Genomic DNA, 12,328 nt, shown 5'->3' on the forward strand with positions numbered 1-12,328 from the left:
AGTAAACGAATCTGGCCTTTACGAGTTAGTGCTTGGAAGCAAAAAACAAGAAGCAAAAGAGTTCAAACGTTGGATTAAACGTGAGGTATTACCGTCAATTCGGAAAACTGGTGCCTATGCTGTTTCTGAAAACAAAATTGTGCCTCTTAGCGAACGCCAGGCGTTGATTCAATCACTCAAATTGACCGCGGAGCTGGCTGAAGAGGTTGAGGAAGTCAAAACGATCGCACAAACACATAGCCAAAAAATCATTGAGCTTGAGCAAAAAGTGGATGAGCAGATCACCATCGATCACGGTGAACAGCGAGCGCTTCAAAAGGCAGTTGCTCGTCGAGTGTATGAGATCGAGAGCGATCAGCAGCGACGTCGTGAACTATTCCGCCAACTGCATCGGGAAATCAAGGATCGGTGGGCGGTGGCAAGTTACCGGGATGTGCGTAGGACAGAACTGCAACAAGTACTACGCTACGTAGATGCGTGGATGCCAAGACGGACAGCATAGGAGGGAAAAGCATGGGAATTCGGAAAAGCCAAGCGAACCGTGGACAAGCATTTGAACAACTCTTGAACTTCACGAATCTCCAGTACGAACGGGCCGGCATCGCGCTCATTCACAAACGCCCTACACCTATGAAGCCCCTCCGCAAACAGGGATTCCACTTCATTGCAGCCTTTGAGAAAAAATCGACAGTGGATTATGACGGGGTGTACCGAGGAAAAGCGATTTACTTCGAGGCTAAATCTACCCGAGAAGAGACTCGTTTCCCCCTGGATAATATCGAGCATCATCAAATCACGCACTTGGAAAAGGCCGAACAACAGGGGGCTATTTGCTTCTTCCTAATTGAGTTCGCGAAATCACGAGAAGTATTCTTTGTCCCCTTGTCAACGATCCGGCACTACATGCTTCATGCCAAAACTGGCGGACGCAAAAGTATTCCAAAAGACGATTTCGAGTACTACGCATATGCCGTACAAAACACAAAAAGGGCCGCGCTGGATTACCTGCTATGGGTAGACAAGCTAATAGGCGAGGCGGCTTAAAAGAGGGAGCGTGTGGAAGATGAGCAATCCACAAAAGCCAAAGCGTACAGCACCTGTGATTATTCCGAGAAAAATTGCCGAATGGGCAAGGAACGAAAGTGGAATCGGGCGCCTTAACAATTACAAAGTGGGCGGCGGTCGGCCGTCTTGGAATGGACGGAAGTAGTTCACCCCGGATACCGTTTTCCGTGGCCACCAAACAAATCACGGACAGCATTGTAATCGCGAACGTGGAGGTCTGGGAATACAATTGCCACCTCACCAGGGCCCAACTCAAGCCGCTCAGTAGGCTGCTCAATTGAGAATGGAAGATCCATCGCAGCCAAAGCATCTTTTAAAAACGTTACGTCTCCCCAAGGAACCGGATAATAGAACGACTTTTCCATGTGATCACACTCCTGCTGGAAGCTTAGCACAGGCCGATGAGACAAGAAAAGGGGGATCAGTATGAACTTTGTACAGCCCATTAGATCTGAAGAAAAAATAAAAGAACTCAGGGAACTGTTGAAGAAGAATTCCGCGAGGGATGGATTTCTTTTGAACTTCGGTGTCAACACAGGTCTACGAATCTCCGACATCTTGCCTTTGAAAGTTTCCGACGTCAGGGGTAAGCAGCATCTTGTCATCACAGAAAAGAAGACTGGAAAGCGCAAACGATTCAAGTTGAATCAGCAGCTGCAAGAAGCAATCAAGAGCTACACGAAAGGAATGGACGATGACGAGTATCTGTTTGCATCATCGAAGCGCCCAAAACCGATTACCCGGGTACGTGCTTATCAAATTCTGAACGGGACGGCTCGGAAGATCGGGCTGAGCGAAGTTGGAACGCACACCCTTCGGAAGACGTTCGGTTACCACTTCTATCAGCGAACACGAGACATCGCAACGCTGCAGATGATATTCAATCACAGCCACCCGGCGATCACGCTGCGCTACATCGGAATCACCCAGGATCTGATCGACGAGGCCGTGGATGGCTTCAGCTTATAGTTTCACAATCTCAATTATGTAAAACAAGGCGGTGAAAATAACATGTTTATCATTGCCATCGTGGAAGGAACAACCGTCTACAATTTTCACGACAAAATATACAAAACAAGAGCGAATGCAGAAAAGGCGCTGGCCACTATGAAAAAGGACCACACCCTTAATGAGCGGTGGGAGGTTTGCGAAATTGAAGGCATGATCTTTAAGGGGCGGTGAAACGCATGAGGATGCTATCTCTCTGCTCGGGAATCGACGGGATCGGGTTGGCAGCCAAGTGGGCTGGGATAGAGACGGTGGCCTTCTGCGAGATAGAGTCGTATCCAGTGAAGGTTTTGAACAAACGATTCCCGGGAGTACCGATCTTCGACGACCTACGGAAATTGAACAAGCAAATGCTTATAGACGCAGGGGTGATAACGGAGGATGGAAGCCGAACAATTGACCTTATTTGCGCCGGATACCCTTGCCAGCCTTTCTCCCACGCCGGGAAGCGACTTGGCGAGGACGATGACCGCCACCTCTGGCCGGAAGTGTTTAGAATTGTGTGCGAGCTCAGGCCCACTTGGTTCTTTGGAGAGAATGTTGCTGGACACGTCACACTGGGCCTCGACAGCGTACTTGCTGACCTGGAAAGTGAAGGCTACTCGGCAAGGCCGTTTCTACTACCAGCTGCAGCCGTCGAAGCCCCGCATGGACGAGCGAGAGTTTTTATTGTGGGCCACACCGAGCGCTTCTGATTCAGTTGGGAGCCACGGAGGAGGACAAGGGAGATCCCTCAGAACCGACATCTCCAACCTTAAAAAAGGGATATGGCCAACGCCTCAAGCCAGAGATTACAGGAGTGCAGACGATCCTAGTTCCCCTAGGGTGGACCGTAAAGCAGAGCAGGGGTGGAGCCCAAACCTGAATGATGCAGTAAAGCTCTGGCCCACGCCGCGGGCAAATGACGCAGAAAAGCGAGGGAACATAAATGCGGACGATCCGAGGAATGGATTGCCCGGCGCAGTGAAACTCTGGCCGACGCCAAGAGCAAGTGACGGGGAACACGGAGGGCCAAACCAACGGGATAGCAAGGGGAACTATGCACTATCTGGCGCCGTACATCATACGTCCCTCTGGCCAACGCCTGCAGCTCAGGATGCCAAGAACGCTACACTTCCACCCTCGCAAATTGATAGAGATACGGTTCCCGGAGCGGTAATGCGACAAGGACAAAAAGGACAGCTCAATCCAGACTGGGTGGAATGTCTGATGGGATTTCCGATCGGGTGGACGGACATAGACCGGGACGAGACCGAATCACATTGGATTGAGGAGCCAAGGTGGCCAGCAGGGCCAAATGAAGAACAGTACGAGTGGGAACCGCCGAGGGTAGCAACCGGGGTAAAGAACAGAGTGCCCAGACTGAAAGCATGCGGCAATGCGGTTGTTCCAGCACATGCGTACCCGTTTATGGCGGCGATCAAAGCGGTTCATGAAGGCAATTTAACATAACGAAAACGTCTGGGAACAAAATGCTCAGTATGTAAAGAAAGGGAGGCACTATAGGTGCGAAACACAATCATTCACGGCGATTGCTTTGAGGTAATGCCGCGGATCGTGACCGGATCAATCGACTTAATCATTTGCGATCTCCCTTATGGCATCACACAAAACGAATGGGATAAGCCTCTAGATCTTGGCCGTCTCTGGTCGGAGTATGAAAGAGTGATCAAAGATAACGGGGCGATCATCTTAACAGCAGCGCAGCCGTTTACAAGCCAGCTGGTCATGAGCAACCAGAAGCTGTTCCGATACGAGATTATCTGGCAGAAGAATAAGACAACGGGGTTTCTCAACGCCAAAAAGATGCCACTCAGGGCACACGAAAGCATTCTGATTTTTTACAAGAAACTCCCGACATACAACCCTCAGAAAACAACAGGGCATAAGCCGGTGAATAACTTTACGAAGAACACCAGCGACGGTACAAATTACGGGCAAACAAAGACCGGGATCACCGGCGGGGGCCAAACTGATCGATACCCGACGACCGTACTGCAGATACCGGTGGTGAACAACGACAGCCGAGAGAAGATTCACCCGACACAGAAGCCAGTCGAACTGCTTGAGTATCTAATCAAGACGTTCTCCAATCCCGGCGATCTGGTATTGGACAATTGCGCGGGCAGCGGTAGCACCGGAGTAGCTGCTAAACGAACTGGTCGTGACTTCATCCTCATTGAGAAGGAAGCCGCATATGTGGAAGCCAGCAGGAGACGTATTGACGCGGTGGAGTTGCAGGATGTCATTTAACAAACTGTGTAGGGAGATAAGGAGTGAGAAAGATGCCCAGACAATACAAAAAACCATTGGCGGAAACGCGAAAGGTAGACGTGTGGAAATGCCCATGGTGTAGGGCTGTTCACGACGAACCAGAATGGCAAAAGCAAGTGGATACCGTGTTTCATGAAGAACATATCGAATGTCCTGATTGCGGAAAGAATGCACTAGTCTCGGTTAGCCCAATGTTTATCGCGGTACCTGTCGAAGACGAGTAAGCACAATGTGTACGGAGACAAGGAGGGTAGAAATGACGAAAACAGAACGCATAATGCTCTCACAGATTTATGAATTTGCCAACGTTGTTCCGAATTTCAGAAACAACATGGATATGGAAGGATATTCAGCCTTTAGACATGATTCACTTGAAGTGGCAAATTACATTAAGAAAATGTCGTATGCTCTATTGATGTTTGGAACACCCAATGAGGATAAAGAACATTGGAAAGAGACGTTCAATGAAGCCTTAAATGACTTGAAAGAGTTTGTGGAATTTCGAAAGAGTGAAGGTTGGCGTGGTAACTCGAATGCTCCATATAAAACAGCAGTTTCAGGTTGGTGATTTAACACGATAGTTATTCAAGAAAGGGAGGAAAGAACAATGAATAGACAAGCAGTTCTGGATGTTCTGAACAGCCTGGAAGTAGTAGACCAGATTGGTGGGGAGAGTCCGTATATTCTCGTTGCTAACAACGAGGAAAACCGCATGAAGCTAAATGCCGTTGGTGTCACTGACGAAACGATCACGCGATACGGCGACGATGAGACGTTCTGCATCCTGGCATTGGCCTTCAGTGAAGGATACGCAGACGAGTACAGGGACGGAAAGCTGGTGTTGTGGTGGGGCGGTCGATGACGAGCTGCGCAGCCGGGTCTTGAACGGGGAAGGAACGCCGGCAGACGCTGAACGTCTGCTGGAAGAACTGGAGCGCCTCTCCGCCCTCCGTGATCCTGTCCGGTGGTTTGCTTGGGAGATGGAAAAGACATTAAAGCAGAACGACCACAAAGGCGGCTGGGAATCCTGCTCGCTGGGATACTTGATTACACGTCTGGCCGAGGAGGTTCGTGAGAGTTGGAAGAACAAGTCGCCCGCGGACAGTTTACAGCAGAGGATCGTGAACGTACTGTCCGAGAAGCCACGGACGTTGCCAACTTTGCCATGATGATCGCGGACAAGGTCCAACACGAAAAAGGAAACCTGCTTGTTGCCTGCACTTGCAACGAAAACGAATGCTGCCCGGAATGCTCGCCAGAAGAGTGATGATAAAGGGGCGGCCGGCCACGGCTGCTCCTGGATACACAACGGTAATTTTGGAAAGGATGGCAAAGATGAAATTGCATTTGTATACCGACTATGATGGGATTTGCACGGCTCCTGGAGAACAATTTGAAGCCTTTGCGAAAAGTAAAGCACCCGGATCCGCAATCTTTCACATCGAAGTGGAGCATTGGCAGGTAGCCGGTAAAGGTCGGTCTGTCGGATCGCTGATGATCGTGGCAAAGGAATCAAGTAAAAAGAAGCCGGAGTGCCCAGTTTGTTTAGACGAGAAAAAAATACCAGCCACTTTCAGTGCAATGTACTGGCCTGAGAGATTTCCAAAAGAATTTAAAGATTGTCCGAGATGCACGCGGTCTTAACAAACCACACGATTTGATAAATGGGGAGGGTGAAGTAAAGTGAACAGCGATATTTTGAAGGACGAAGAAGTAAAGGCGGCGATTCAAACGCTAATTGATAAAGGCGTGACCATTGAAATGCTTGAGGATTGGTACGGAAATCAGGCATAACACAACAATCGATTTGTTAAATGAGGTGAACGTGTATGGATAAACCAAGCGTCGAACAAGTCGCATGGGTATTTGAGAAAGTCGCTGAATCTATTCGAGAAGGCGGAGGTTCATTTCGACATCTCATCTATGATCGAATGGGCTTTGATGAAAAGGCGTATATCCCACTCTATAAAGCTGGCGGAATGGTCATCACAAACACAATTTTCGATACTTTGGACACTATAGACGAATACCATGAAGCCCTTCTGGAGATTGACACCCATGTCAGAAGTACACCTGAACCAATCCCGTACATCGTGGATACTCTCAAAAGGGCATTGCCTGAATATCGAGAAGGTGAAGGTATTTAACACATCATTACGGGAGTGAAGATGGATGAAGAAATCAGCAATCGAGATCGGAAAGTCTTATTCAAACGGCCACCCTATCGGTAGCCAATATCGGACAGTTCGGAAGGTGCTGGCGATTTACAAGGATCACTATCGGTACACGGGCCGTGAAGAAACACTGGTCCGGTTCCATTGCACAGAAGGGAAGTCTGATGCCAAAGATCGGGAAAGAGAAATTACTCTACAGGCGTTTGCAACATGGGCGAAGGAGATTGTTTGAGGAAGGAGTGGATAGCATGAAGGCAATCACCATTCACCAGCCGTGGGCGACATTGATCGCCCTCGGTGAGAAAAAGTTTGAAACGCGAGGATGGAAAACAAACTACCGCGGTCCAATTGCGATACATGCATCGAAGCAACTGCTTTATGATCATCGCTTGCCTAAACTATCCTCAACGCTTTGGGAACATGGATTTCGCAAAGAGGATGATTTTCCGTTGGGGTGCGTGCTTGCCATCGCGGAGTTGGTGGATTGCAGGAAGGTTTCGGACTGGCTTACGAACAAAGGCATGCCAGTTTTACACGGTGCAGAAGACGATTATTATCTGGACGATAAAGAGTACGCTTTCGGCGATTACACACCGGGTCGGTACGCTTGGGAACTGATCAATATAAAGAGAATTGAGCCGGTTCCAGTGAAAGGCAAACAAGGACTCTGGAATTGGAATTATGGTACCTGCATCAACTGCAAAGAAGACAAAGAGTTGTTACCGCTGGATGACGTGCAAGGAATATGCGAAGACTGCGCTCAGGTTATGAGCGATCTGGCGCCTTAAACGGGAGGGGAACAGAATGCCTATAGTGCATATCGACCCGGAAGTTGAAATGGTATCCGCATCAACATATTGGGTATATTCGCAGTCAGGAAATGCCGTTCCGGAAGAGTTGAAAAAGCGCATATTCATGTCATGGGTACAAGCTGGTTGGGTACGGGAAGAAGAAGGACAAATGGAATTTGATTTTTAAATGGGGAGGGGAACGGGATGCAAGCAGGACGTGAGATTAAGTTTCAAGTTTACGACCAAGAATCCAAGGAAATGTGGTCGTGGGAAGATATTATCGAAGCCGAGTCAGCTATGTTCATTACATTGCTAGATATTCTGCGGCATGATCAGTTTATCAAGCGGCAATACACTGGCCTCCGCGACAAGAACGGCAAGGAGATATATGAGGGGGACGTATGGTTGCTTCAAGGAAGTGACACGCCAAGGGTGATTGTCTGGCACAGATACGGTTGGTGGTTCCAGTACCCGGGCAGCGCAGTTACAAAGCCTGTTGAGTGGACAGAAGATGGCGAAATCATTGGCAACATCTACGAGAATCCTGAATTGCTGGAGGTGGGCAATGATGCAAGCAGGACGTGAGTTGGATTTGAAAGTTGCGCAGGCTCTTGGTTGGAAAGTGTCAGAAGGCGATGGGATCTTCTGCGATGAGGACGGTCATGTGATCGATGAGCCGAAATTCTCCACCACCTGGGAAGGTATGGGCGTGCTGGTGGAGGAGGCACGAAAGCAAGATATTTATATCGACATTTTGCCTCAATTAAATTGCTACATCTGCGAGGCCAAAGCGGCAACGGATAGGGTTATTGGATATTCGACGCAACAGGAAGCTCCATATGCCGTTTGCCTTGCATACCTGGATGCACACGGAATTTCAGTTTAACAAAAGAGAAATTGTAAAAATAACTCCGTTTGAAAATAGTAACCAAAATCTATTTTGCAAAGAATGATAATGTGATATGATAACGGTAACTAAAATCAAACGGAGTTGATATGGAATGTCAGGACGTGGCGGTAAGCGAGAAGGCGCGGGAAGAAAAAAGGTCGGAATCATGCGCAAGGTATCAGTCAATATGCCACAAGAATTTTGGAACTACGCAGATGCCTTCGGTTCTTTCACAGAATGTATAAGTCATCTCTGGGAAAAAGTAAATGGTAACCAAAATCAAAACGTAGATAGTAGTAACCAGAATCGACTAGATGAAATCAGGAACCAAATTCATACCGAATCATTCGGTGACCAAAATCAAACTTTAGAAACAAGTAACCAAAATCAACAAGAGGAAATTGGTAACCAGTATCTACCGACTGATTCTGAGAAAAAGAAGATCACGAAAGAATCAAAGTACATCTTCGATGTGATTGGCATATATTCTGATCCGACTTTGGTTATTGTACGTAAATTTGAAAGTATCGGACCTAAACTGGCCCCCCTTCTATTTGAAAAACTGCTTACCAGGAAGTTTGATGACAATCACTTGGCTGCTATACATGAGGCGTGGACCCAGTACAAGGTTAGTCAGTATAAGTTAGAAGAGCTTAGAAGACAGCAAGATCAGGAGCGTCAATTCAACAAAGGGCGGCGGGAAGAAAGAGAATAGTTTAACACAATATTTCGGGAGTGAACGAAATGGACGTGGCAATGATCCAAAGCGTCGGGGGAATTGTAAAAACAGAGGAGCAATTTGTAGTTGTCATTGGAGAAAAAATCTATGGTCCATTCCCAAACGCCAGGATCGATGAAGTTAATAGCCTTTTCGAAGAATAAAAAATAGCCCCCTGCCGGGAGCAAATGAAGCAAATGTGTGTTCGCTAATCACATTATATCACGGCTAAAGACAAGGGGGAACGAAAGATGAGCGCTATTGAAAAAACAGAAACTGTGGTAAAATATCCCTTAGAAAAAGGCGTCAGAGTCGTCATCATCGAGGATGGAAATGTAGTGGAGAGTTGCAAGTTAGAAGCACATCACCGGTTCACGATCATTACCCAAGATGACAAGCTGCTCGATACCGAAGAGACCAAACGAAAGCGATACAGAAAAGCAAAATAAATGGCCTGACCGAAAAGCGGAGGGCGTCAGAATGTTCACCCAATATGGGTGTGTTCTGGCGCTCTTTTTATTTTGCCGAAAGGAGGAGCGTGCCATGGTAAAGGTTCGGGACATCATGGAGTATAAGCGACAAAAAGACAAAGAGCCAGTCAGCTTCTTGGAGCACTTGGAACGTGCGAAGGATCGATATAGGAAGCCAACGCCAGCGAAGCCTGCAGAAGTGTTGACGATTGGGGAGTTGCGTCGGTTGATGGGCGATGTTGGTCCAAGGCGGTTCTTAAAAGACAAGAGCAAAACACGCAAATAAACGCACTGAGGAGGGGTTCTCATGCAAGATTTGATCAACGGGTACAAGGAAACCAGAAAGGTGTTGCAACGGATACAGCGTAATTTGAAGGACTCTGACGATGCGGTTAGAGTTGTTCGTCTGGAAGAGGCGAAAAGGAAGACCGGTATGGCCAAGATCACGACAAATGGTGGCGAGCATAATAGTGAACGCCAGATCATTGCCGAAATGATTGGTGACACGGAATTCGTGATTGAATGGCTGGAGACTGGTAGACGTCCAGGGAACAAACGAGGGATTGAACGGCGGGCTGCTTATCAGCGAGAGAAGCTTATGGACCCAGTTCGCATGCAGGCTTTTGTTGCTAGAAGTACAGCTGGAAGTCCAGCAAATCTCACAGAATGGCAATTAGGGCAGATTGAGGATGCACTTTGTGGACTTAGCGAGCGAGAGCGGGAATGCTACGTTTTAGCTTATGGTCAGTGTTTTTCCCACTTAGAAATTGCTGAGATACTCGGAATATCAAAAGGAAACGTGTATACCTTGATCAAACGAGCACAAGAAAAAATTACTCAAAGAATTAAAAACAGCCTATTCCTAGTAGGATAGGCTATTTATAACTTATTGGGATAACGACAGTAAAGTATCGGTAATTCTTCGTTATTTACAAGAAGTTTCAAACATTCATCGTATGCATGGATAAACAAACCGGAAGTTATAACAAGGTGATAATTTATCATATCAAACTCGCTTTTTGGTAGTTGTGAGGAAAAGTAGAATCTCGTAATGCCGATTTTGTTAAAATGTACATCCATAGTCATTCCTAAGTTATTCGGATGAGAAAATTCAGAAAGGTTATCGTAGCATCTTCTAAAATCTATAGTGCCGTTATTTTGAGGCATTTTAGTAATCATTTCATCCACAGAATCAATAAGACTCATTACGTTAATTGGATCTGGTGGGTTAAGTGGGCTGAATTCCGGAAGTTTAACTCCAAAATGGAGTCTTTTCAACGACTGATTTAGTAATTCCTCGCTAATTCTCTGTTTATAAAAGCTATCGAGTTTTTTTAAGAGGTAACTTACTCCGCCAGTTGTTTCAAAGTGGGCTCTTACAGCTAAAATCGCCAATAATGGATTTTTATTATTTAGGGCCAATATAGCACCTTTAATAAGGGAATGGGAACGCGAGAGAGAAAGTTGTAGATAGTGAACTCCATTTTGACCAATAAGTCTCACTGGTTTAGAAGGTAACGGTTTAGAGATTCCTACATACCGTTCGGAATGCTCAAGTAATAACTTTTCTATTTCATTGAAGCATTCTTCGAGGTTTGGATGTTCAACTCTTAAATCTTCAGTGTACCTCATAGTTTTTTGCTGCCCCCCTTATATATCAGTTTACTTCAATTTACTATTTTTGTGGGGCGAATGCCACTTATAAGTGAAAGAACCTTTTCTTTCGCGAACCCCTCCTACCGCCTCGGAAACGGGGCGGGACTTTCACTTCATTCCTCGCAGGAGTTTCATAAGTCATGCTGGAATATTCCTTAGGGGGGAATGACTGGAATGAATACAAAAGAAAATGCGATGAAAAGTATTGTTGATTTCTTTTTATCCGAGGACAAATGTTTATATGTGAACGGAACACATCAAAATAAAAAACACCCGCTCGTACTTAGGTGTCTCAAAAACCTGGCGGAACCTTCCTCAATTTTGTTTAGGACAAATGCAATGGGGAATCTGGGGACCATTTTTGGGACAAATGGTAAAAGGTTTAAGTCGGGTGTTGCTTATCCACTGGGAATTCATAAATTGTATTTTGATTCCCTTAACCCTACATCACAACGAAATACACCTGGAAACCTTGATTATGTTGTGGTATATCCAGTTGACTCAGTGTGCAAAGATAAGAAGGCAAAAGAAATAATCCAAGATGTATTGCAGATGGCGAAGCAGAAGGTGATTTTGGTAAGTTGGACAGATGTTTTTGACAATAGCGTGGTAAAGGAATATGTTGATCGCTATGTAGCATATGATGCTGAAGAGGACGACCCAGCATATCATCAACGCGTGTTAGAACTGTACAAGCGGTGAAAGTAAAAATGGAGTACAGGGCATCCGAGTGGGATGCTTATTTTTTTAACAGCTCAACCAGGTGGTGGTGATCATGTAGTGAGACAACTCGTTGACCCGGATACCGGCGAAGTGTTTTATGAGGAGCAAATACTTCGGCGGCCAGATGAAATCGTCAAGGTTTTTCGTCCCGTCGGCCGCAGCTCTAAATTCGTGAAGATCAAAGCCAGCCAGAAGGCAAAGCGACGGCTCAGGAAGCTGTCACTCGCCGAGGCTGGCTTTTTGCTTAAAATCTCACTCTACGCCAGTGAGGGTACGAATCTCCTCGAGGGAGATAATGAGCGCGGTCAGAAGGGAACGCCACTAACAGTAAAAGACCTGGCCCGCATCGCAAACTGTTCCTATCCAACTGCCCGCAAGATAGTGAAGATTTTGATTGAGCTGCAGGTCTTACGCCGAACCCATTTGGAGGGCCGGTCAGTATTAGCAATCAACCCACTGTATTCCCTTAACGGGAAGACAGCAGAAGCATGGCTCTTACAGCTATTCAAGCAAGAAATCACGGAAGCAGGGGAGGACCCAAATTCCGAATAGGGGGTCGC

Annotated in this window: 25 protein-coding genes and 1 pseudogene; 24 read left to right on the top strand and 2 right to left on the bottom strand. The window is 46.7% G+C overall.

Annotation, left to right across the window (positions count from 1 at the left end):
• The coding region (locus EDM54_RS23735; RefSeq protein WP_122958937.1) for an ORF6C domain-containing protein at nt 1-502 on the top strand (502 nt) is incomplete at its 5' end.
• Between the two features lie 11 nt (nt 503-513).
• Nucleotides 514-1,044, top strand: a complete 531-nt coding sequence (locus EDM54_RS23740) for a Holliday junction resolvase RecU (protein WP_122958897.1) — start codon at nt 514-516, stop codon at nt 1,042-1,044.
• A 167-nt stretch (nt 1,045-1,211) separates the two neighbouring features.
• Here the strand turns inward: EDM54_RS23740 and EDM54_RS23745 are convergent, their stop codons facing one another.
• Nucleotides 1,212-1,430 carry a hypothetical protein gene (locus EDM54_RS23745; RefSeq protein WP_122958898.1) on the bottom strand — a complete coding sequence of 73 codons (219 nt, stop codon included), beginning with the start codon at nt 1,428-1,430 and terminating at the stop codon, nt 1,212-1,214.
• A gap of 61 nt (nt 1,431-1,491) precedes the next feature.
• On the opposite strand from EDM54_RS23745, the gene EDM54_RS23750 reads away from it, so the two are divergent.
• The 20 genes and pseudogenes from EDM54_RS23750 to EDM54_RS23830 all read left to right on the top strand — a co-directional run bounded on the left by EDM54_RS23750 (nt 1,492) and on the right by EDM54_RS23830 (nt 10,263).
• A complete protein-coding gene (locus EDM54_RS23750; RefSeq protein WP_122958899.1) occupies nt 1,492-2,034 on the top strand; it encodes a site-specific integrase in 543 nt (180 codons plus the stop codon).
• Between the two features lie 42 nt (nt 2,035-2,076).
• Entirely contained in the window at nt 2,077-2,247 is a 171-nt protein-coding gene (locus EDM54_RS26645) for a hypothetical protein (RefSeq protein ID WP_161785232.1), read from the top strand.
• A gap of 5 nt (nt 2,248-2,252) precedes the next feature.
• Nucleotides 2,253-2,756, top strand: a pseudogene (locus tag EDM54_RS23755) (DNA cytosine methyltransferase); the annotation flags it as partial.
• A 526-nt stretch (nt 2,757-3,282) separates the two neighbouring features.
• On the top strand, nt 3,283-3,525 hold the full coding sequence (locus EDM54_RS26270) for a hypothetical protein (RefSeq protein WP_141334304.1): 243 nt from the start codon (nt 3,283-3,285) through the stop codon (nt 3,523-3,525).
• 54 nt (nt 3,526-3,579) lie between these two features.
• Nucleotides 3,580-4,326 (top strand): DNA-methyltransferase, encoded by a 747-nt coding sequence (locus EDM54_RS23765; protein ID WP_255320386.1) that lies wholly within the window; start codon nt 3,580-3,582, stop codon nt 4,324-4,326.
• 277 nt (nt 4,327-4,603) lie between these two features.
• On the top strand, nt 4,604-4,915 hold the full coding sequence (locus tag EDM54_RS23775) for a hypothetical protein (protein WP_122958902.1): 312 nt from the start codon (nt 4,604-4,606) through the stop codon (nt 4,913-4,915).
• Nucleotides 4,916-4,954: 39 nt separating this feature from the next.
• On the top strand, nt 4,955-5,209 hold the full coding sequence (locus tag EDM54_RS23780) for a hypothetical protein (protein WP_255320385.1): 255 nt from the start codon (nt 4,955-4,957) through the stop codon (nt 5,207-5,209).
• Nucleotides 5,210-5,425: 216 nt separating this feature from the next.
• A complete protein-coding gene (locus tag EDM54_RS26650) occupies nt 5,426-5,614 on the top strand; it encodes a hypothetical protein (RefSeq protein WP_170208421.1) in 189 nt (62 codons plus the stop codon).
• 68 nt (nt 5,615-5,682) lie between these two features.
• On the top strand, nt 5,683-5,991 hold the full coding sequence (locus EDM54_RS23785) for a hypothetical protein (protein ID WP_141334302.1): 309 nt from the start codon (nt 5,683-5,685) through the stop codon (nt 5,989-5,991).
• A 185-nt stretch (nt 5,992-6,176) separates the two neighbouring features.
• On the top strand, nt 6,177-6,494 hold the full coding sequence (locus tag EDM54_RS23790) for a hypothetical protein (RefSeq protein WP_122958904.1): 318 nt from the start codon (nt 6,177-6,179) through the stop codon (nt 6,492-6,494).
• A 25-nt stretch (nt 6,495-6,519) separates the two neighbouring features.
• Complete coding sequence (locus tag EDM54_RS23795) at nt 6,520-6,753, top strand: hypothetical protein (protein WP_122958905.1); 234 nt, start codon at nt 6,520-6,522, stop codon at nt 6,751-6,753.
• Between the two features lie 16 nt (nt 6,754-6,769).
• Complete coding sequence (locus tag EDM54_RS23800) at nt 6,770-7,309, top strand: ASCH domain-containing protein (protein WP_122958906.1); 540 nt, start codon at nt 6,770-6,772, stop codon at nt 7,307-7,309.
• Between the two features lie 16 nt (nt 7,310-7,325).
• Nucleotides 7,326-7,499, top strand: coding sequence for a hypothetical protein (locus EDM54_RS26655; RefSeq protein ID WP_170208430.1), 174 nt, complete (start codon nt 7,326-7,328; stop codon nt 7,497-7,499).
• 17 nt (nt 7,500-7,516) lie between these two features.
• Nucleotides 7,517-7,897, top strand: a complete 381-nt coding sequence (locus EDM54_RS23805) for a YopX family protein (RefSeq protein WP_122958907.1) — start codon at nt 7,517-7,519, stop codon at nt 7,895-7,897.
• A complete protein-coding gene (locus EDM54_RS23810) occupies nt 7,878-8,198 on the top strand; it encodes a hypothetical protein (protein WP_255320391.1) in 321 nt (106 codons plus the stop codon). The genes EDM54_RS23805 and EDM54_RS23810 overlap by 20 nt, the downstream gene beginning before the upstream one ends.
• 115 nt (nt 8,199-8,313) lie before the next feature.
• Nucleotides 8,314-8,916, top strand: coding sequence for a hypothetical protein (locus EDM54_RS23815; protein ID WP_122958909.1), 603 nt, complete (start codon nt 8,314-8,316; stop codon nt 8,914-8,916).
• A gap of 29 nt (nt 8,917-8,945) precedes the next feature.
• The gene (locus EDM54_RS26660) at nt 8,946-9,083 is read left to right on the top strand and encodes a hypothetical protein (RefSeq protein ID WP_183189181.1); all 138 of its coding nucleotides are present in this window, start codon (nt 8,946-8,948) and stop codon (nt 9,081-9,083) included.
• Nucleotides 9,084-9,170: 87 nt separating this feature from the next.
• The gene (locus EDM54_RS23820) at nt 9,171-9,368 is read left to right on the top strand and encodes a hypothetical protein (RefSeq protein WP_122958910.1); all 198 of its coding nucleotides are present in this window, start codon (nt 9,171-9,173) and stop codon (nt 9,366-9,368) included.
• Nucleotides 9,369-9,462: 94 nt separating this feature from the next.
• The gene (locus EDM54_RS23825; RefSeq protein WP_122958911.1) at nt 9,463-9,675 is read left to right on the top strand and encodes a hypothetical protein; all 213 of its coding nucleotides are present in this window, start codon (nt 9,463-9,465) and stop codon (nt 9,673-9,675) included.
• 21 nt (nt 9,676-9,696) lie between these two features.
• Entirely contained in the window at nt 9,697-10,263 is a 567-nt protein-coding gene (locus EDM54_RS23830) for a sigma-70 family RNA polymerase sigma factor (protein WP_122958912.1), read from the top strand.
• A gap of 5 nt (nt 10,264-10,268) precedes the next feature.
• Here EDM54_RS23830 and EDM54_RS23835 read toward each other — a convergent pair whose 3' ends face one another.
• Nucleotides 10,269-11,021, bottom strand: coding sequence for a hypothetical protein (locus EDM54_RS23835; RefSeq protein ID WP_122958913.1), 753 nt, complete (start codon nt 11,019-11,021; stop codon nt 10,269-10,271).
• A gap of 198 nt (nt 11,022-11,219) precedes the next feature.
• On the opposite strand from EDM54_RS23835, the gene EDM54_RS23840 reads away from it, so the two are divergent.
• Together EDM54_RS23840 and EDM54_RS23845 are read left to right on the top strand one after the other, a co-directional pair.
• A complete protein-coding gene (locus tag EDM54_RS23840) occupies nt 11,220-11,747 on the top strand; it encodes a hypothetical protein (RefSeq protein ID WP_122958914.1) in 528 nt (175 codons plus the stop codon).
• A gap of 78 nt (nt 11,748-11,825) precedes the next feature.
• Nucleotides 11,826-12,320 carry a hypothetical protein gene (locus EDM54_RS23845; RefSeq protein WP_122958915.1) on the top strand — a complete coding sequence of 165 codons (495 nt, stop codon included), beginning with the start codon at nt 11,826-11,828 and terminating at the stop codon, nt 12,318-12,320.
• Nucleotides 12,321-12,328 lie beyond the last annotated feature (8 nt).

This window comes from Brevibacillus borstelensis, assembly GCF_003710865.1.
Taxonomy (GTDB): domain Bacteria; phylum Bacillota; class Bacilli; order Brevibacillales; family Brevibacillaceae; genus Brevibacillus; species Brevibacillus borstelensis.